Raw genomic sequence first — 20413 nt, 5'->3', positions numbered from 1 at the left:
CTTCTGCGGAATCATGATTTATAATAAAGACACTAACGATACTGAACAGAATTGGTGTGAACTGTTGAGATGGAACTATTGTTGCAGAAAATTGAAGCATTACGCATGAAGATGATAGAGGAAGCCGAGCGTCACGGCTGTTTTACCCATGAAAAGGTCGTTGCGATTAGCCAACAATTGGATGAATATATTATCCGATATTACGTGCTGAAATAACCAATCGGCAGGTTGACGATTAGACATCGTGGTGATAATATGGAATTAATCCAAGTGATTAACTTGGTTTAAGTGAAGCAGTTTGACCGACCGTAGAAAACGGAGGCGATCCTTTGATGGATTGCCCTTTTTTTTTAATACCAACAGACAGGGAGATGTGAATATGAGTATTGGACAAAGACGTCTTGGCCGAACAGGCTTGCGCGTTTCAGAGGTAAGCCTGGGCACGATGGCTTTCGGCAGATGGATCGGGGAGAAGGAGTCTGCCGAAGTGCTGGATACGGCGCTTGAAGCGGGAATAACCCTGATTGATACAGCCGATGTGTATGGCTCCGGGATGGACAAGGATAACCCGCTTGAAACCGGCGAGTCCGAAACGATTCTCGGCAACTTGCTTGGCGCTCGCCGCCATGAAATCGTGCTTGCGACCAAGGTTCACGGACGTGTCGGACTGGGTCCGAATGATGCCGGTCAAAGCCGATACCATATTTACCGTGCTGTTGAGAATAGTCTTAAACGATTGAAAACCGATTATATCGACTTGTACCAAGTACATAGATTCGACGAGCAAACACCGCTGGAAGAAACGCTGCGCGCCTTGGACGACCTTGTTCGCCAAGGAAAAGTTCGCTACATCGGCGCCTCGAACTATGCGGCGTGGCAGATCGCCAAAGCGCATGGCATCTCTGCGCTGCAGCGGCTTGAACGCTTCGAAAGCGTTCAGCCGGAATACAGCCTGATTGCACGCGGAATCGAGCAGGAGCTGCTGCCGTTCGCCATCTCGGAAGGCGTAGGCGTTATCGTGTACAGCCCGCTGGGACGCGGCCTTTTGACGGGGAAATACGCCTATGGCCAGCAACCGCCAGCAGGTACTCGTGGCGCTGCCAATGAGAAACGGCTGCAAGTGCTGCTGGAGCAAGAGCGGCATTTCCACATTGTGGAGCAGTTGAAACCAATCGCAGCGCGTAAGGGTTGGACACTTGCTCAGCTAGCGCTGAGCTGGGTTCTGAGTACGCAGGGAGTCACATCGGCGATTCTGGGTGTGTCCAAACCGCATCACATCACGGATATTTTGGCAACGGTTGCTGAGAAGTTGACTTCGGAGGAACTGAAAGAGCTCGATGCGGTGACGAGAAACCCCCAAGCAAATCTAGTTAGAAATTAAGACAGTGCATAGAGGGCTGCTCCAGGAAGATGATCTTCTGAGGGGCGGCCCTTTTTGTGCTGACTCTAGGAATAACACAAGTGGACCTAAAAAAAACGCCACTGAGGCAGGAAAAATTTAACTATAATGAACTGCAGAGAACTGGGTGTACGACTATTCGGTCACACATCAATAAGCTGTTACTGGTCTGGTGTGTCTTTGAAAAGGGTAGCGCAAAATTGACTAAGACTCATGCCCGTTTTTCGCTTGAAAATTTTCCCGAATGCATGGATATTCGTGTAGCCGACCCTATTTGCGATTTCGCCAAATGAATACCCGGATTGGAGCGCCAGTTCCTTGGCCTTCTCCAATCGGACCCAGACCAAATATTGCACGGGTGACATGCCGAATGCCGTGCGAAATTGCGTAATGATGTAGTTCCGGCTCCAGCCGGTCAGCTTCTCCAGATCTTGATGCGTAAATCCGGCCTGCAAGTGGTTGGAGATATAGTTGCGTATCAGAATGAGCTTCGCTTTGTTAGCATCTTCTTTTTTCGAAGGGCTGACAGCGAGCTCTTTTTTTTGTCTGGATATCTGAAGCAAAATCTGTGTCAGCAGACTTTGACAGAGGAAGTGATCCGTTACCTCCGGCATCCGGTAATGATGTACAAGTTCAGTCAGCTTATGTTCAATAATGTGATTTTGGTAATTCCCCATGTAATGAGGGCCGGTTTCATTGAAGTTATCCAGGATTTGTTGGACGGGGAAACCGGATTCGCCGAAATGGAAAACAAGCGAGATGCAAACATAAGGCTCGTTCGGCCGGGTGGTGACATAATGGGGCTCGTTCGGTCTGTGAAAGATCAAATCTCCGCGCTCCGTTACGTAATCATGCCCGCTAATATGATAGTCAGCCACTCCTTCAACCACATACTGAAGTTGATATTGCTTCAATGAGCGCGGTTTCAATTTCCAACTGTTAGGGGCATGGAACATATGGGCAAGCGTAATATACGGCGGAAAATAATACTGCTTTAACTGTTCGAGCGTTTCGCTTGGCTCCATAAAATAAAGCTTGGTCGTCATCGTTTACCTCCGCATGATCCGTCCGAGTGCCTATTTTCATTATACAAATTTATGGGAATCTACCATAGTGTGATTTTGGTAACTATTTTGTTACTTTGGGATAAATACTTCCGTAGGATGGGTCTGTACAATGAAAGCATGATAATCAACGAGAAGGAGGTACTCAGATGTCTTCACCCAATGGAAAAAGAGATTACAGCCTTACGGGCAAGGAGAACCAGCGAGCACAAGAGCGGGGTCTCGTGACCACCGAATGGTACACGTCTCCTATTCCTCGTCAGAGGATGAAGGAGTTGATGAAACGGAAAGACGGGCCGGCCATACGGGATACCCTTATTTTATTCGCGCTTCTCATAGGCACTGGCATCCTTGCGTATTATTCGTGGGGCACTTGGTGGGCTGTTCCGGCATTTTTTATCTATGGCAACTTGTATGCAGCCCCGGGAGATTCACGTTGGCATGAGTGCGGGCATGGGACGGCTTTTAAAACACCTTGGATGAATGAAGTGGTCTACCAAATTGCTTCCTTCATGGTCCTGCGGTCTGCAACACCTTGGCGCTGGAGCCATACGCGTCACCATAGCGATACGTACATTGTGGGGCGTGATCCCGAGATTTTTATGGAAAGACCACCGATCTGGCGCATTCTTGTTATGGAGATTTTCCATCTGTACGGCGGGCCGAAGGAAATAAAACGGTTTTTTCTGCATTGTGCAGGGAAAGTGGATCGTACGGAAAATGAGTACATCCCCCTGTCTGAGCGCCCCAAAGTATACCTGGAAGCGCGCATATACCTGCTGATTTTAGCCACTGTTACCGGACTTGCGATTTATCAAATGAGTTTTCTTCCGCTAATGTTTGTCGGTTTGCCGACGTTCTACGGAACACTTTTGATGCTGTTATTTGGATTATCGCAGCATTTGGGACTGCATGAAGATGTTTTGGATCACCGTTTGAATACGCGCACGGTTTATCTGAATCCCGTGTTTAGATTTCTATACTGGAATATGAATTATCACGTCGAGCATCATATGTTTCCAATGGTGCCTTATCATGCTCTTCCTGCGCTTCATAAAGAAATGCAGGCAGACTGTCCGAAGCCGTGCAGCAGCTTGGGCGCTGCGCTCAAAGAAGTCATGATCGCGCTCATCAAACAGGGCAAAGATCCATCGTATACGATAGTTAAGCCGCTGCCCAGCACGGCACGTCCTTATTATTATGGACCGGCGAAAACGCCCGACCCCAATGAACCCAAAAGCACGGACACGAAACCTGCAATGACCGGAGGAATGACACATGGCGTCTGATGAGTGGATTGAAGCATGCAGTGCTGACGAAATTGAACAGGAAGACGTGATCCGCTTTGATTATAGCGAGCGTTCCTTCGCGATATACCGAACGGATCGAAATGACTACTATGCGACGGATGGATTTTGTACCCATGGGAAGTTTCACCTGTCAGAGGGGCTTGTCATGGGAAACATCATCGAATGTCCCAAGCATAACGGGAGATTCGACGTAATTACCGGGCAAGCGAAGAGGGCGCCGGTATGTATTGATTTGAAAACATATCCCGTGAAAGTAGAAGCGGGGAAAGTGTTCATTAGGCTCTGAGAGAGTAAGGGAGCATCGGGTTTTGGGAGGAGAATGCGTGTGAAGGACAGGAATGCAGCGAAGGTTCAGACAGGAACTTATAAAGGGCACCTCACTTTGGTCATAGAAAATGAGCAGCTCAAAGTAGAACTCATCCCGCAGCTCGGCGGGAAGCTGGTCTCCATGATGTATAAGCCAACGGGAAAAGAGTGGCTGCTTGATTCAGGTACGCGTCCTCTCAAGCAGCCGGAGTTTGGCTCAACCTTTACGGATTGGGACATGAGCGGGTGGGACGAGTGTTTTCCAACCATTATTGCTTGTCCTGCGGGCGTAGATGAACCTATTCTCCTGCCGGATCATGGAGAGCTTTGGTCGCTTCCAGGGAGCTGTCAGATCGAAGAGGGGACGGTTAATTGTATCATTGAGAGTCCGCAGTTGCCCTACCGTTTTTCAAGACGAATATCAATGGCGGACAAAGACAAGGTCAAGCTGGCGTATCGTGTGGTGAATGAGGGAAATAAACCGCTCCCCTTCCTGTGGGTCCCGCATCCTCAGTTTGCGATTACCGAGAGGACACGCCTTCTTCTTCCTGCATCTATGGAGCGCATGCTGTGTGTTTTTGGAGGTGAAAAACTTACAGCCCGCAATTCCTATCTCTGGGAGGAAGTCTCACGGCTTACACCCGAAGCAACTGGAGATGCGCGCAAGTTTTATTACGAAGGGAAAGTAACTGCTGGATGGTCAGGTTTATATGAGGAAGTAAGCGGTAATTATTTCATTATGTCTGTATCGGCTGACCAAGTTCCCTATCTCGGCATTTGGATCGACGAAGGGATGATCAATGATCGTGTTACGTGTGCCTTGGAGCCAAGCATCGGCTATTATGATTCACTGGAGAAAGCGATAAGTAATGGAACGGCGCAGGCCATTCCGGCAAAAGGTTGTTTCGAATGGGAAATGGAGCTTTCTTTCGGTGTCGGTGAGTGGTTAAAGGCCGTTCAACCGTAGATTTATGGACAAAATGCCTATGAAAGATGTTGTTGTGAGTGTGGATACAACTTTGTTGCGCGAAGCTGTATACTTCACTGGGCTTGTCTCATATAATGGAAATTGATGGAATGATTGTTTGGTGTACATAAAGTTGTGAAAGCGTTTCCCCTTGCGAAAAATGATGAATGTTCCACGGATGTTCGAACGTCGAAAGTGACATTTCAATTTTGGGAGGAATACGAAGATGACAGGTAACAGAGCAGTCGTTTACAACAAACCAGGCAGTGTAGAAATCCGGGATACGGCTTATCCGGATCTTATTTTACGCGATGGACCAGGCGTGAATCCGTTAAACGTGGGACGTAAATGTGAGCATGGCGTCATTCTTAAAGTTGTCACGACGAACATTTGCGGCAGCGACCAGCACATGGTCAGGGGCCGAACGACGGCGCCATCGGGGCTTATTTTGGGACATGAAATCACGGGTGAAGTCATTGAGGTTGGTCGCGATGTGGAATTTATCCAAAAAGGGGACCTGGTCTCCGTTCCGTTCAATATTGCCTGTGGACGCTGCCGCAATTGCAAAGAGCGCCATACGAATGTGTGTCTGAATGTGAATCCGGATCGTCCAGGTTCTGCTTATGGCTATGTGGATATGGGCGGTTGGGTAGGCGGTCAGTCCGAATACGTCATGGTGCCCTACGCAGATTTTCAACTGCTGAAATTTCCTGATAAAGCGCAAGCGATGGAAAAAATTCTGGATCTAACGATGTTATCCGATATTTTCCCAACGGGCTACCATGGTGCAGTTAGCGCCGGTGTCCGTCCTGGCTCGACCGTATACGTTGCCGGTGCGGGTCCTGTCGGTTTGGCGGCAGCGCATTCCGCACAACTGCTGGGCGCAGCGGTCGTTATTGTCGGCGATTTGAACGCCGAGCGGTTAGCTCAAGCGAAAAGCTTCGGCTGCGAGACCGTCAATTTGCGTGAGCATGCCAATTTGGCCGAGCAGATCGAGCAAATCTTGGGCACGCCGGAAGTGGATTGCGCGATTGACTGTGTCGGCTTCGAGGCTCATGGACATGGCAAGGCGCACGGCGAGGCGCCGGCGACTGTGCTTAACTCCATCATGGAGGTTACGCGTGCGGGCGGCAGTCTGGGTATTCCTGGGTTGTATGTGACAGGCGATCCTGGCGCTGTGGATGAGGACTCCAAGATCGGCACGCTAAAGATCCGGTTCGGGCTCGGCTGGGCCAAATCCCATACATTTGTCACGGGCCAAACGCCGGTCATGAAATATCATCGTGACTTGATGATGGCGATCCTCAGCGGCAGAGCGCAAATTGCAAAAGCGGTGAACGCGACGAAAATCTCTTTAGAGGAAGCGCCTAGCGCGTACCAGGAATTCGATCGCGGTGTTTCGCGAAAATTCGTGATTGATCCGCATGGGCTTGTGAGATAGATGGTTTTGGTTAAGACATCCTCAGTCGGTGGACTGGGGATGTCTTTTTGGGCTGCGAAAAGCAGGCAGGTTTAAACATGACAACATCGAAGTATTTAAGTGATGAAATTGCATCCTATAGACTACGGAGGAAAGCAAATGAATACATTAAAAGAACCGCTGACGAATAAAGGCCGCAACGTGAGGAGCATCCTCGAAGTCGTCGATATCTATACGGGTGAGCGCACGCAGCTGGCTTATTACGATTACTTGATTGAGGCTCCGAATTGGACGAGTGACGGTAACCGACTTATTTATAATAGTTTGGGCCGCCTCTATTCTTTTAATATTTTGGAAAGTGAAAGCACGTTAATCGATTCGGGATACATTGATCATTGTAATAACGATCACGTGCTATCGCCCGATCAAACGCAAATTGCCGTAAGCCATCATACGCAGGAAGACGGCCAGTCTCGCATTTACATCGTACCGCTGGAGGAAGGATATCCGGTTCTCGTTACCCCTATGGCGCCGAGTTATTTGCACGGGTGGTCACCGGACGGAAGTGAGCTAGCCTACTGTGCAGAACGGAACGGACAATATGATATTTATACAATCCCTGCTGCCGGTGGTGTGGAGAAACAGTTAACGGATAGTCCGGGTCTGAATGACGGTCCTGAATATTCGCCGGATGGCAAGCATATCTGGTTTAATTCCGTGCGATCGGGTCTGATGCAAGTATGGCGCATGAATGTAGATGGCAGCGAGCAGACGCAGATGACGTTTGATGAAAGTAACAACTGGTTTCCGCATGTGTCCCCCGACGGCGAACTTGTTGCGTATATCGCTTACAAAAAAGGCGATGTTGAACCCGGCGACCATCCCCCGAACAAGCAGGTGGACATACGCTTGATGCCAAGCGGTGGCGGGGAAGCCAGAACACTGGTGCAACTGTTTGGAGGACAAGGCACGATTAATGTCAACTCATGGTCACCAGATAGCAGCAAGCTGGCGTTTGTCAGCTATTCATTGATTTCACCCGACGACGCTGGAAAATAAATGTTGAAGCATTTGAAATCCTGTAGTAATATCAAATTAAGCGCTTAACCTCGATGAGGATTAAGTGCTTAAAACAGGAGAGATTAAGCGCTTAATCCCTCGGGATAGCAAAGGAGATCGAGATACCCATGAGCACAATCCGTTTAACGATGGCACAGGCTTTGCTTCGATTCTTGGACAGTCAGTACATATCGGTTGATGGTAGAGAACAGAAGTTTGTTGAAGGTGTTTTCGGTATATTTGGACATGGCAATGTGACGGGCATCGGTGAAGCGTTGGAACGAAGCGCGGGCAGCCTTACTTATCGGCAAGGTAAAAATGAGCAAGGCATGGTACATTCTGCAATCGCTTTCGCCAAACAGCGGAATCGGCAGCAAATCTATGCTTGCACCAGCTCAATCGGCCCGGGTGCATTAAATATGGTCACAGCTGCAGCAACAGCGACGGTTAACCGCATTCCAGTGCTGCTGCTGCCGGGAGACAATTTTGCCTCCAGACAGCCGGACCCCGTGCTGCAGCAATTGGAATCTATTCAGGATTACACGATATCAGCTACGGATGCTTTCAAAACGGTAAGCAAATATTGGGACCGGATCGTCAGGCCGGAACAATTGATGACAGCTGCCGTTCAGGCTATCCGTGTTTTAACGGATCCGGCTGAGACCGGAGCAGTAACTTTGGCTCTGCCGCAGGATGTACAGGCGGAGGCGTATGATTATCCTTTAGCTTTCTTTGATAAGAAAGTTCATTATATCGATCGTCGGCCAGCCGCAGAGGGCGCGATCAAACGCGCAGCGGAGCTGCTCAAAGGCAAGCGTAAGCCGCTCATTATCGCCGGGGGCGGCGTGCTGTACGCTTCCGCTTCGCAGGAACTTGCTGCGTTCGCCGAAGCTTTCGGCATTCCCGTAGCCGAAACGCAAGCCGGCAAAAGCGCGCTGCCTTGGAATCATCCGCTGCAGGTCGGTGCAATCGGCGTCACAGGATCGCTGGCAGCCAATCGGCTCGCGCAAGAGGCGGACGTCATTATCGGCGTCGGAACGCGATATTCCGATTTTACAACATCGTCGAAGTCGGCTTTTACCCATCCTGACGTGCAGTTCGTCAACATTAATGTCAGCGGATTTGATGCGGCGAAGTTAAACGGCGTGGGAATTACCGCAGATGCGAGAGAAGGTCTTATCGCCTTACGGGAAGCGCTTACACAGGTGGAATATGGAGCCGCTTACGAGAGTGGAGAAATTGAAGGGCTCAGACAGCAATGGACCGCTGAAGTAGACCGCTTGTACGCAGCTGAGCATGAGGCTGGACTGGCACAAACGCGTGCATTGGGTGTCATTAACGCGGCGATTGCCCCATCCTCGGTGATCGTTTGTGCGGCAGGCAGCCTGCCGGGTGATTTGCATCGATTATGGCGGCCGGTCGAGCCCAAAACCTATCACATGGAGTATGGCTTCTCCTGTATGGGGTACGAAATTGCCGGAGCCTTCGGGGCTGCCCTGGCAGAACCTGAACGTGACGTATACGCCATGGTAGGCGACGGCAGTTACCTGATGATGCATTCCGAGATGGTCACCAGCCTGCAAGAAGGGCGCAAAATTACGGTTTTGCTTTTTGATAACCACGGCTTTCAATGCATTCATAATCTCCAGAGAAGCCAAGGCAGTGATGGTTTCGGTAACGAATTCCGCTACCGCACCGAAGCAACTGGCGGTTTGACAGGTGCCTACATGCCTATTGATTTTGCTGCGCATGCTCGCAGTTTGGGGGCTAAAGCTTATAAGGCAAATACGGCTGAGGAGCTTCAGACAGCGCTGCAGCAGGCCAAACAGGAGAGTGTAACTACACTCATTGAAATTTCTGTTGTTCCAGGCACGAATACCGATGGGTATGAATCCTGGTGGAATGTGGGCGTACCAGAGGTTTCCGTCTCAAGCAAGGTGGTTCAAGCGCACGAAAACATGAAGGCCCGCATTCAGGCGGTCACGATTATTTAGCGAGAGGGGATACGCTGCATGGAAAAACTACCTTTTAAACTTGGCATACATCCAATTAACTGGGTTGGCGAAGATGTGAGAGAGCACGGCGCTGACACCACATTTGAGCAAATTGTTGACGACATTCAGGCTTTGGGGTTGACGGGAACGGAGATGGGACGGAAATATCCGACAGATCCGACCGTTCTAAAGGCTGAGCTTGCGAAACGCGGCATTCAGCTAACATCGCAGTGGAAATCGGTGCTTTTTTCCGACCCGGCTTACCGCGAGGCGGAACTTGAAGCGTACCGCAAACATGTGGAGTTTCTTCATGAGATGGGAAGCACCGTCATCTCCACGTGCGAAGTGGGAGGTTCCCTGCACTTTGATCCGCGGCGTACGCCTAACGAGAAGGAAGTGCTGCGTTTCGATGAAGCAGCCTGGCGTTCGTTGGCAGAAGGTTTGAATGCAGCCGGAGCCATCGCTCAGGAGTACGGCCTCAAATTGACGTATCATCATCACGGCGGAACGGCTGTCGAACAGCCGGAAGAAATCGATCGCCTAATGGAATTAACCGATCCTAATCTTGTGTACCTATTGTTTGATACAGGCCACGCCTATTATGGCGGCGCAGACCCGCTTGCGGTTTTGCGTAAGCATTACGATCGTATCGCATATATTCATTTAAAGGACATTCGGCAAGAAATACTCGACCAAGCACGCGCATCGAACGCCGACTTCGTGAGTTGCATTCGGCAAGGCGTGTTCACGGTACCGGGTGACGGATGCCTGAATTTTGCTCCGATTTTCCGGGAGCTGTTGGATCGCAACTACAGCGGTTGGGCGATGCTCGAAGGCGAACAAGATCCCGCTGAACATCCAGCATACGAATACGCGAAGAAATCACTTGATTTTATCCAAACGCTCATATCCCAAGAAAGCAGGTAGAGAAGCCATGACTTATGTATCTTTTCCAACGAATAAGCCGCTTGATTTTGTAGCTATTGGACGCTTGTGCATCGATTTGAATGCGAATGAAATTCATCGCCCCATGGAAGAAACGATGACGTTTACGAAATATGTCGGCGGATCGCCTGCGAATATCACGATTGGAATGTCGCGTTTAGGTCTGAATACGGCTTTCATCGGGAAAGTGGCTAACGATCAAATGGGCCGTTTTATTACCGATTATCTGCAGCGCAACAAAATTGACACCGCCGGTGTTGTAACGGATACAACCGGAGCGGTGACGGGGCTTGCTTTTACGGAGATTAAAAGTCCTACCGATTGCAGCATTCTGATGTACCGTGACAACGCAGCTGACCTGAAGCTGACGCCTAACGAGGTGCAAGAAGAGCTGATCGCCCAGGCTAAAGTGCTGCTTATTTCCGGGACGGCGCTTGCCAAAAGCCCATCGCGGGAAGCCGTATTCCAAGCATTGAATTATGCCAAAAAGCACGGCGCCGTCATCGTCTTCGATTTGGATTATCGCCCTTATACATGGACATCACCGGAAGAAACGGCGGTTTATTACAATCTTGCCGCTGAAAAATGCGACATCATCCTCGGAACGCGTGAGGAGTTCGATATGATGGAATGCTTCGAAAATAACGAGTCCTCCGACGATAAAGTTACGGCTTCCAAGTGGTTTAATCATTCCGCGAAAATCGTCATCATCAAGCATGGGAAAGAAGGCTCTATCGCTTATACACAGGATGATGAGGGGCACCGAGCGAAAAGCTTCCCGGCCAAAGTCGTCAAAACCTTCGGGGCGGGAGATTCCTATGCTGCAGGATTCCTGTATGGCGTAATGCAAGGTTGGACGCTTGAGAAGAGCATGGAATTCGGAAGCGCTGCCGCATGTATCGTTATTTCCAGCCATAGCTGCTCGGATGCCATGCCGACCGTTAATCAAGTAGAAGATTATATCGAACGCTGCAATCGCAATGAAATTACTGCCTCATAGGCGATATTTAGAAACCAGGCAACTTTGAAAGGGGAAAACAAGATGACACAAGTATTGAAAAACTTGATTGGCGGAGCATGGGTAGAATCCACTGCAACGCAGAACGAAGCCGTGATGAATCCGGCAACCGAAGAAATCATCGCTTATGTGCCGTTTTCAACAAAAGAGGATGTGAATCAAGCGGTTCAAGCGGCTAACGCTGCTTTTAAAACTTGGAGCGCTACACCTGTTCCGCGCAGAGCTCGCGTGCTTTTCAAGTACCAGCAGCTTCTGGTCGATCATTGGGAAGAACTGGCGCGCCTCGTAACCAAAGAAAACGGCAAAAGCTACACGGAAGCTTACGGTGAAGTGCTGCGCGGAATCGAGTGCGTCGAATTCGCAGCGGGTGCGCCGAATCTGATGATGGGCAAACAGCTTCCGGATATCGCAACGGGTCTGGAGTCCGGCATGTATCGCTATCCGGTTGGCGTTGTTGGCGGCATCACGCCTTTCAACTTCCCGATGATGGTGCCTTGCTGGATGTTCCCGCTGGCGATTGCTTGCGGCAATACGTTTGTTTTGAAGCCGTCCGAGCGGACACCGCTGCTGGCTAATCGTTTGGCGGAGCTATTTATGGAAGCCGGCTTGCCGGAAGGTGTACTGAACATCGTTCATGGCGCGCATGATGTGGTGAACGGCATTTTGGAGCATAAGGACATTAAGGCGGTTTCATTCGTAGGGTCACAGCCTGTCGCGGAATATGTGTATAAAACAGCTTCCGCACACGGAAAACGGGTACAGGCGTTGGCTGGTGCCAAAAACCATTCCATCGTTCTGCCCGATGCGAACCTGGACCTGACGGTGAAAGAAATTATCAATGCTTCCTTCGGTTCCGCGGGAGAGCGCTGCATGGCGTGCTCAGTTGTCGTAGCGGTGGGAGATGTAGGCGATAAGCTCGTAGAGAAGCTTGTGGAAGCTGCGGATAAAATTACGATCGGAAACGGCAACGAAGAAGGCATCTTCCTTGGTCCTGTCATTCGCGGACCACATAAGGATCGTACGCTGCAATATATTCAGACCGGAGAGCAAGAGGGAGCTTTACTGCTGCGCGATGGACGTAAAGATGCGGCAGCGGGTGGTGAAGGCTATTTCGTTGGGCCAACGATTTTTGACAATGTGCAGTGTGATATGAAAATTTGGAAAGACGAAATTTTTGCCCCTGTGCTTTCTATTGTGCGGGTAGATTCCCTAGAAGAAGCGATCGATTTGGCTAATCGTTCGGATTTTGCGAATGGCGCGTGTATCTTCACGGATAGCGGAAGCGCTGTAAGACAATTCCGGGATACGATTGATGCCGGCATGCTCGGTGTTAACCTTGGCGTACCCGCGCCAATGGCGTTCTTCCCTTTCTCGGGATGGAAGAAATCTTTCTACGGGGATCTGCATGCGAACGGCACGGATGGCGTTGAATTTTATACACGGAAGAAAATGGTGACCGCACGCTGGTAATGTAGGAAGAAAACGCGATGGAGACAGAGAAGGAGTGGAAGGTATGGCGCTGGTTTCGATGAAAGACATGCTGCAAAAGGCGCTTGAAGAGCAGTATGCCGTTGGACAGTTTAATTTGAACAACCTGGAATTTACTCAGGCAATTCTGCAAGCGGCCCAGGAAGAGAAGGCACCCGTCATTCTCGGTGTCAGCGAACCTTATATTCCTTACATGGGCGGGCTTCCCTGCATTGTAGGAATGGTCAATGCGCTCATCGAGCATTACGGAATTACGGTGCCGGTTGCCCTTCACCTGGATCATGGCACAACGTATGAGGTGTGTGTACGGGCGATTCATGCCGGGTTTACCTCTGTGATGATCGATGCCTCGCACCACACCTTGGAGGCGAACATTGAAGTGACACAGCGGGTCACTCAGATGGCTCATGTCCTTGGGGCAACCGTTGAAGCAGAGCTTGGAAGAATCACGGGACGCGAGGACGACTTGGTGGTGGACGAAGCCGAGGGGATGTATGCCGTGCCGGAGGATTGCGTCAAGCTGGTGTACGAGACCGGAATCGACTGCTTGGCGCCTGCGCTAGGTTCCGTGCATGGCCCCTACCGGGGGCAGCCTAAATTGGGCTTTGACCGCATGGGCGAAATCCAGCGACTTACGGGCTTGCCGCTTGTTCTGCACGGCGGCAGCGGCCTGCCGGAGAGCGAAATTCGGCAAGCGATTGCTTTGGGGACTTCTAAAATCAATGTCAATACAGATAACCAATCGGCCTGTACAGCAGCGATTCGCAGCTATTTACAAGAGCATCCGGAAGCTTACGATCCGCGTAATTATTTGATCCCGGCGCGGGAAGCGATCAAGGCTTCGGTTAAGGCGAAAATTCGTTTGTTTGGCAGCGATGGAAAAGCGGGAGGACATGCACAATGAAGAAGATCAGAGTTGGCATCATCGGAGCGGGACGAATCGGAAAAATCCATACCGATAATTTGTTGAAATTGCCGCAAGTAGAAGTTATTGCGGTGAGTGATTTATTTGCCGGAGAGGAACTTACAGCTTGGGCAGCGGAAAGAGGCATCGACCAAGTCGTACAGGACAGCCAGGTGCTAATCGCCAATCCCGACATTGACGCTGTGTTTATTTGCTCGTCGACGGATACGCACGTACCTTTGATTAAGCAGGCGGCGAAAGCCGGCAAACACATTTTTTGCGAGAAGCCGGTTTCCATGGACATTACGCAAACGGAAGAAGCGCTGGAAGTGGTGCGTCAAGCCGGCGTTCAGCTGCAAATCGGCTTCAACCGTCGGTTCGATCATAACTTTAAACGTGTGCGCGAGCACGTGCAGAGTGGAACCATCGGAGATCCTCACATCGTGAAAATTACATCGCGCGATCCAAATCCTCCGCATCCGGATTACATTAAAGTTTCCGGCGGCATTTTCATGGATATGATGATCCACGACTTTGATATGGCCAGGTTCGTAACCGGCAGCGAAGTGGAAGAGGTGTATGCGCAGGGGAATGTGCTGATCAATCCGGTTTTCGCTGAGCATGGCGATGTGGATACGGCGATTGTGACGCTACGTTTTGCAAATGGTGCTCTTGGCGTCATCGATAACAGCCGCCAGGCTGTCTACGGTTACGATCAGCGAGTGGAAGTTTTCGGCTCCAAAGGCAGCGTCGCTGTGACCAATGATCATCCGAATACGGCGGAAATTTCCACAGCCGAAGGCATTATGCGGGATAAACCGCTGCATTTCTTCTTGGAACGCTACAATGCAGCATATATCCTGGAGACACAAATGTTCATTGATAGTTTAGTAAACGGTCATCCGCTCCCGGTTGAAGGCTTTGACGGGCTGCAAGCAGAACGCATCGCCTTGGCTGCGAAGTACTCTCGAGAGCTGCAGCGTCCGGTAAAAATCAGCGAAATCAGCGAGCTGTTGTCACAGCAGTCAGTAGCTCAATAAGGCAGTAGGGAGGCAGGGATAACATGTCGGATTCCAATCTGATCGTTAAAGCCCATGAGGCAGATAAAGAGGGGGTCGTCCTTACGGTCACTCCCGAGTCTGCAGGGTGGGAGTATGTAGGGTTTCAAGTCGTTAAGCTGGCGGAAGGCCAGGTTCTGCGCCGTGAAACAGGCAGCAATGAAATCTGCCTGGTCCTTTTAAGCGGGAAAGCGGACGTTTCTACCAAGCTCCAATCGTGGCAAGGAATCGGGGAGCGGATGAGCGTTTTTGAGAAAATCGCCCCTTATTCGGTGTATGTGCCGAATGACGATTCTTACGAAGTTAAGGCCCTTACGGACGTGGAGTTGGCGGTATGCGCCGCTCCCGGCTTTGGCACCTACCCGGCCCGATTGATTGAACCGGCGCAGGTTGGCATCGAGGCTCGCGGATATGGCAATATCGAGCGTCGGATTCATAATATCCTCCCTGAACAGGAGTCGGCAGACAGCTTACTCGTGGTGGAGGTTTTTACCCCGGATGGACATTGGTCCAGCTACCCGCCTCATAAACATGACCGGGATTCGCTGCCCGATGAGTCCTTGCTGGAGGAGACTTATTACTTCCATGTTCAGCCTGAGCAGGGTTTCGCCATTCAACGCGTGTATACGGATGACCGCTCCTTGGATGAGACGCTTGTTGTCCGTGACGGTCAAACGGTGTTGGTGCCGAAAGGGTATCATCCCGTGTGTGCGCCGCCTGGGTACGAAGTGTATTACTTGAACGTCATGGCGGGGCCAACGCGGACGTGGAAGTTCCATAATGATCCCGATCATGCTTGGCTCATGACCAAACCTCGCGAATAGCGGCTGTACGAGCGGGTTGCAACTTGGATGCCTTCTGAGCATAATAGAGACTAATGTGGAAGAAACAACGATGGGAGAAGCAAATGAAGGCAACCATATATGATGTAGCCCGTGAAGCCGGTGTATCGATAGCGGCCGTTTCGCAGGTAATCAACGGAAAAGGTAAAATCAGCGAGGAGCGCCGCAACGAAATTTTTCTCGTGATGGAGCGGTTAAATTATCGACCGAGCGTTATTGCCGCAGCTTTGACCGGCAAAAAGACATACACTCTCGGGCTGCTGGTCCCCGATATTTCAAATCCTTTTTTTGCTGAAATCGCGCATGCGGTTGAAGATCAAGGCCATAAGCTTGGCTATAGCATTGTCATTTGCTCAACGCATAACGAAGACGAGCGAATTGAGCGGTATTTAACGCTGCTGCAGCAAAAAAGCGTGGACGGCATGATCATCGGTACCGGAATGGACAATTTGGAACTTTTATCGCCCTTGGTCGATAAGTCGATTCCCATTGTTTCCATAGCCCGGGAGATGGCAAGTCCCTATGTACAAACCGTGCATGTAGGCGACTTCGAAGGAGGCAAATTAGCTGCTCAGCATTTGCTCGAGCTCGGACATACCCGGATTGCTGTATTGGCCGAGCATCTGAAGGTCAGTTCCTCCCGGGAGCGCATTCGCGGGTTCCGTGAAGCGCTGGCGGGCGCGGGGCTCGAACTGCCGGAAGCCTCGGTGAAATCCGGCGGCTACGATCTGCTTCGCGACGGCAAGCGCCAAACGATGGAGCTGCTCCAGCAGGGGGGGCGTCCTTCGGCGCTCTTCTGCTGTAACGATCTGCTCGCCATTGGCGCGCTGCAAGCGGCCAAAGCTTTGGGTCTGCGCGTGCCGGAGGACGTGTCGATCGTCGGCTTCGACGATACGATTCTAGCCTCGGTCACAGACCCGCCTTTGACCACGATCGCCCAGCCGATCGAGGCGATGGGGAAGCTGGCGGTTGATCTTGTGATCGCGCAGCTCGCGAACAAGGAGGACGCCAAGCCGGAACAAGTGCTTAAACCGGAGCTCGTTGTGCGCAAATCTACCGGAGCGGTAAGCAAGTAAACAGGCAGGGACCAGTCGACGATTGTCGAATGGTCCTTTCTTGTTTACTTGGAAGGTGATATTCTTGTCTTATAACGTTGTTTTGGCATTCATTATAAAATGGGGGGGAGATTTTTATGGAAGCTAATAAGTCCTGTTGTTCAGCAAGTCGAGATTCAGCTACACAAGCTCACTCCGATGCTCCGACACCTGTTCAGGCTCAGGATCAGGCTCAAGCTCAAGCTCAAGCGGTTGAACCTAACGATCGTCAAGTTTCGGACAAGTCGGGCATGATCTATTTGGAGGGGGGAACGTTCCTGATGGGGACGGACGACCAAGAGGGTTTCCCAGCCGATGGTGAAGGACCGGTACGAGAGGTGACCATTAAGCCTTTTTACATAGATCCATGTACGGTTACTAATGCGGAATTCAAGCAATTTGTTGATCAAACAGGGTATCGCACCGAAGCGGAATCGTTTGGTTGGTCGTTTGTTTTTCATCTGTTTGTCTCCGAAGCCACAGCTCAAAAGGTGAAATCCGCTGTGCAGCAAACACCATGGTGGTGGGTTGTCGAGGGAGCCGATTGGCAGCATCCGGAAGGGCCGGACTCCAATGTGGAAGACAGATGGGACCATCCAGTCATCCACGTGTCCTATCAAGATGCGCTGGCTTATTGCAAATGGTCGGGCAAACGCCTTCCTACAGAGGCCGAATGGGAGTATGCCGCTCGAGGCGGTTTGGTGCAAAAACGCTATCCCTGGGGCGATGAACTGAAGCCGGGCGGACAGCATAGATGCAACATTTGGCAGGGGAAATTCCCAATTAAGAATAACGCAAGCGACGGTTATGCAGGCACCGCGCCGGTTCGAGCATTCGAGCCTAATGGCTACGGATTGTATAATGTTTCGGGCAACGTTTGGGAATGGTGCTCGGACTGGTTCAGCCCGGATTATCATGTGAAAGCCAAACGAGAGAACCCGGCAGGACCTCCGTCCGGTCAAGCCCGCGTGATGCGTGGAGGCTCCTATTTGTGCCACAAATCGTATTGCAACCGGTACCGCGTAGCTGCGCGAAGCAAGAACACACCGGACAGCTCGACAGGAAATATTGGATTCCGCTGCGCTTCGGATGCTGAATAGAGACGATGCTTCACGATAGGAGGTTCGGCTTACTGTGATCAAGTGTAGACATTGTTTCAAAATGACAGATCTTCAATTGCAGAAATGTACGCATTGCGGAGTGGTGCTCGGTTACTCCGTTGCCGAGAAATTCGATCTCATGGCTGAATCGGTTGAACATGCACTGAAAAAGGAATTGGAAGCGAGAAGAAAGCTGAAGCATTGAAGCGTTTAAAGGAAATAGCCACATGAAAGGTCGCCTACAGGGCGGCCTTTTTGGCTTAGTCGATCATCACGTTGGAAGTGACCGCTATCCAACCGCAAAATAGTCGTATTTTTGCACAAGATGTGTGCACATTTTGCAGGAGAATATTGGTAAGCTTGAACCAATAAGCTGAAGGAGGAAATAAGCATGCTCAAAGTAGCTATTATTGGTGCAGGAGCTATATCGAACGCACATATCGAAGCCTATTTGAAATTTCCGGAGCGCTGCCAAATTGTGGCGATTAGTGATATCTATGTGGACAAGGCGCAGGAACGTATTGACCAACATGGGCTGAATGCCAAGGCTGTCAAGGATTATAAAGAATTGCTCACGGGGGAAATTGACCTCGTTTCCATTTGTACACCACCGTATACCCATGCTTCATTGGCTGTCGAATTTATGGAGGCTAACACACATGTCATGGTGGAAAAGCCGATGGCGTCTTCGCTTGAAGAGTGCGATACGATGAATGAAGTGTCGCAGCGCACAGGCAAGCTGTTGTCCGTTGTGGCTCAAAATCGTTTCAAAACGCCGATGATGAAAATGAAGTCTGTCCTGGAAAGCGGACTTATGGGGAATATTTTGCACGTGCAGGTTGATTCGTTCTGGTGGCGCGGCCATTCGTATTATGATCTCTGGTGGCGTGGCACATGGGAAAAAGAAGGCGGCGGCCCGACACTGAACCATGCCGTGCATCATATTGATGCGCTGCTGTGGATGATGGGCAGCCCGAGTGAAGTGCAGGCATTCATGAGCAATGTTGCACATGATAACGCCGAAGTGGAGGATCTTTCGATCGGTATGCTGCGCTACGCAAATGGATCGCTCGGTCAATTGACCTCCTCTGTTGTTCATCACGGGGAGGAGCAGCAGTTGATTTTCCAAGGCGCTAAAGCACGCGTCTCCACACCTTGGAAGGTGAAAGCATCCAACTCAAAAACGAACGGTTTCCCTGAGCCGAACCCAGCATTGGAGTCACAGCTGCAGGCTTTCTATGATGCCCTGCCGGACGTTGTGCACGAAGGCCATGCGGGCCAAATCGATAATGTGCTTACCGCCATTGAGACAGGAGCTCCTCTCTTAATTGATGGGAGCAGCGGCAGACAAACACTTGAATTAATTACAGCTATTTATAAATCGGCGAGCACTGGACAATTGGTAAAATTCCCGATCGGCCCTGAGGATGCTTTCTATACCCGTGAAGGTGTTCAGGCGAATGCCACCCATTTCTATGAAAAAAATAAGTCGATCGAGAATTTTGCAACGACCGCCATCTCGACAGGAAGCAGCTACAAGTAAGAATGCTGCTTGCCATGGCTGTCAGCGCTGCTTCTGCCATTGCAGACGAAATTGATGGGGCGTGCTGCCCATACGGCTTTTAAACATTTTACAGAAGTAGGAACTGTTCGTAATCCCGATATTTTCGGCGATTTGTGCGATCGATTGCTCGGTTGAAGTTAACAGCATAACAGCTTGCTGCATTCTACGCGCGGTCACATAATCGGAAATGCTGCTGCCTGTACATTCCTTGAATAGATGAGAGAGATGGTAAGGGGACAGGTGGAGCTCGCTGGCCATGTGCTCAAGTCGAAGCGGTTCCGTGTAATGCCCTTCGAGCCAGCCGAGAATGCGCTCAGCCTGATGCTTATGGCGCGTGTGGCCGGAGTCGAACTGCACATCGCTTCGTTCCCATATTTGACGCAAAGCTCGGAAAAAAGCAACGAGGAATAACGAGAATTCCTCCAGCTCATCTTTTTTCGCTAACGTCGGTATTTTCTCTTCCAGACTTGGAAAAAGGGACAGCAGCGGCTCCGGCTCGCCGATATGGTAAATGCATGGCGCAGGCAGCTTGCTAGTGTGCATTTGTTTGAAAAATGTCAGCAGTTTCGGCCATCTCTCAAAATAAGATTCATAGAGATAGGGCTCGAAGTGCACAATCGAGCGGATGAAAGGCGTGTCGGGACTCACTTGGATATGGTGCAGCTGATAGGGTTGGAAAACGCAGAGCATGCCGGCGGTAACCTCATAGCTTTGTTGATCCACAATCAGCGTGCCTTGCCCTTCGTGTACAAACAAAATCTCTACGCCTTGATGAGCATGAAAAGTGCCATGAAACTGTTCGTTGCCGATCGTTTGACGGCGGTACGCAAAATAAAGCGGACTATCGCTGAAGCTAAGATTCTGAATATACGTCATCTGAA

The 20413-nt window shown here is 50.6% G+C and carries 20 protein-coding genes; 18 read left to right on the top strand and 2 right to left on the bottom strand.

Annotation, left to right across the window (positions count from 1 at the left end; genetic code table 11):
- Positions 1-69 precede the first annotated feature (69 nt).
- A complete protein-coding gene (locus AC3WTJ_RS25205; protein WP_145657396.1) occupies positions 70-216 on the top strand; it encodes an aspartyl-phosphate phosphatase Spo0E family protein in 147 nt (48 codons plus the stop codon).
- Positions 217-379: 163 nt separating this feature from the next.
- Complete coding sequence (locus tag AC3WTJ_RS25200; RefSeq protein WP_492524157.1) at positions 380-1381, top strand: aldo/keto reductase; 1002 nt, start codon at positions 380-382, stop codon at positions 1379-1381.
- Positions 1382-1560: 179 nt separating this feature from the next.
- Here AC3WTJ_RS25200 and AC3WTJ_RS25195 read toward each other — a convergent pair whose 3' ends face one another.
- A complete protein-coding gene (locus AC3WTJ_RS25195; RefSeq protein WP_492524156.1) occupies positions 1561-2445 on the bottom strand; it encodes a helix-turn-helix domain-containing protein in 885 nt (294 codons plus the stop codon).
- A gap of 167 nt (positions 2446-2612) precedes the next feature.
- Between AC3WTJ_RS25195 and AC3WTJ_RS25190 the strand changes: the two genes are divergently transcribed.
- The 16 genes from AC3WTJ_RS25190 (at position 2613) to AC3WTJ_RS25115 (ending at position 19511) form a co-directional block, all read left to right on the top strand.
- Positions 2613-3752: a fatty acid desaturase family protein gene (locus AC3WTJ_RS25190; RefSeq protein ID WP_492524155.1), complete on the top strand. Its 1140-nt coding sequence runs from the start codon at positions 2613-2615 to the stop codon at positions 3750-3752.
- Positions 3742-4059 carry a MocE family 2Fe-2S type ferredoxin gene (locus tag AC3WTJ_RS25185; protein WP_492524154.1) on the top strand — a complete coding sequence of 106 codons (318 nt, stop codon included), beginning with the start codon at positions 3742-3744 and terminating at the stop codon, positions 4057-4059. Before AC3WTJ_RS25190 ends, AC3WTJ_RS25185 begins: the two co-directional genes overlap by 11 nt.
- A gap of 39 nt (positions 4060-4098) precedes the next feature.
- Positions 4099-5046, top strand: coding sequence for an aldose epimerase family protein (locus tag AC3WTJ_RS25180; protein ID WP_492524153.1), 948 nt, complete (start codon positions 4099-4101; stop codon positions 5044-5046).
- Between the two features lie 226 nt (positions 5047-5272).
- On the top strand, positions 5273-6487 hold the full coding sequence (gene fdhA, locus AC3WTJ_RS25175; protein WP_492524152.1) for a formaldehyde dehydrogenase, glutathione-independent: 1215 nt from the start codon (positions 5273-5275) through the stop codon (positions 6485-6487).
- Positions 6488-6625: 138 nt separating this feature from the next.
- Positions 6626-7525: a TolB family protein gene (locus AC3WTJ_RS25170; protein WP_492524151.1), complete on the top strand. Its 900-nt coding sequence runs from the start codon at positions 6626-6628 to the stop codon at positions 7523-7525.
- A gap of 128 nt (positions 7526-7653) precedes the next feature.
- Positions 7654-9519 (top strand): 3D-(3,5/4)-trihydroxycyclohexane-1,2-dione acylhydrolase (decyclizing), encoded by a 1866-nt coding sequence (gene iolD / locus AC3WTJ_RS25165; protein ID WP_492524150.1) that lies wholly within the window; start codon positions 7654-7656, stop codon positions 9517-9519.
- 18 nt (positions 9520-9537) lie between these two features.
- Positions 9538-10446: a myo-inosose-2 dehydratase gene (gene iolE / locus AC3WTJ_RS25160; protein ID WP_492524149.1), complete on the top strand. Its 909-nt coding sequence runs from the start codon at positions 9538-9540 to the stop codon at positions 10444-10446.
- 7 nt (positions 10447-10453) lie between these two features.
- Complete coding sequence (gene iolC, locus AC3WTJ_RS25155) at positions 10454-11464, top strand: 5-dehydro-2-deoxygluconokinase (protein WP_157322063.1); 1011 nt, start codon at positions 10454-10456, stop codon at positions 11462-11464.
- Between the two features lie 42 nt (positions 11465-11506).
- Positions 11507-12952: a CoA-acylating methylmalonate-semialdehyde dehydrogenase gene (locus AC3WTJ_RS25150; RefSeq protein ID WP_492524148.1), complete on the top strand. Its 1446-nt coding sequence runs from the start codon at positions 11507-11509 to the stop codon at positions 12950-12952.
- 43 nt (positions 12953-12995) lie between these two features.
- Positions 12996-13874, top strand: coding sequence for a class II fructose-1,6-bisphosphate aldolase (fba, locus tag AC3WTJ_RS25145; protein WP_157322061.1), 879 nt, complete (start codon positions 12996-12998; stop codon positions 13872-13874).
- Entirely contained in the window at positions 13871-14914 is a 1044-nt protein-coding gene (iolG, locus tag AC3WTJ_RS25140; RefSeq protein ID WP_492524147.1) for an inositol 2-dehydrogenase, read from the top strand. The genes fba and iolG overlap by 4 nt, the downstream gene beginning before the upstream one ends.
- 23 nt (positions 14915-14937) lie before the next feature.
- On the top strand, positions 14938-15756 hold the full coding sequence (iolB, locus tag AC3WTJ_RS25135; RefSeq protein WP_492524146.1) for a 5-deoxy-glucuronate isomerase: 819 nt from the start codon (positions 14938-14940) through the stop codon (positions 15754-15756).
- An 83-nt stretch (positions 15757-15839) separates the two neighbouring features.
- Positions 15840-16850 (top strand): LacI family DNA-binding transcriptional regulator, encoded by a 1011-nt coding sequence (locus tag AC3WTJ_RS25130; protein ID WP_492524145.1) that lies wholly within the window; start codon positions 15840-15842, stop codon positions 16848-16850.
- Between the two features lie 116 nt (positions 16851-16966).
- Positions 16967-17968, top strand: a complete 1002-nt coding sequence (locus AC3WTJ_RS25125; RefSeq protein WP_492524144.1) for a formylglycine-generating enzyme family protein — start codon at positions 16967-16969, stop codon at positions 17966-17968.
- Between the two features lie 34 nt (positions 17969-18002).
- Positions 18003-18173: a hypothetical protein gene (locus AC3WTJ_RS25120; protein ID WP_157322049.1), complete on the top strand. Its 171-nt coding sequence runs from the start codon at positions 18003-18005 to the stop codon at positions 18171-18173.
- A 186-nt stretch (positions 18174-18359) separates the two neighbouring features.
- Positions 18360-19511: a Gfo/Idh/MocA family protein gene (locus AC3WTJ_RS25115; protein ID WP_492524143.1), complete on the top strand. Its 1152-nt coding sequence runs from the start codon at positions 18360-18362 to the stop codon at positions 19509-19511.
- 21 nt (positions 19512-19532) lie between these two features.
- Here AC3WTJ_RS25115 and AC3WTJ_RS25110 read toward each other — a convergent pair whose 3' ends face one another.
- Positions 19533-20408: a helix-turn-helix transcriptional regulator gene (locus AC3WTJ_RS25110; protein WP_492524142.1), complete on the bottom strand. Its 876-nt coding sequence runs from the start codon at positions 20406-20408 to the stop codon at positions 19533-19535.
- Positions 20409-20413: the final 5 nt, after the last annotated feature.

It is taken from the genome of Paenibacillus sp. FW101-FHT12H11, assembly GCF_058790355.1.
This window is presented reverse-complemented; position numbering and strand designations above follow the sequence as displayed.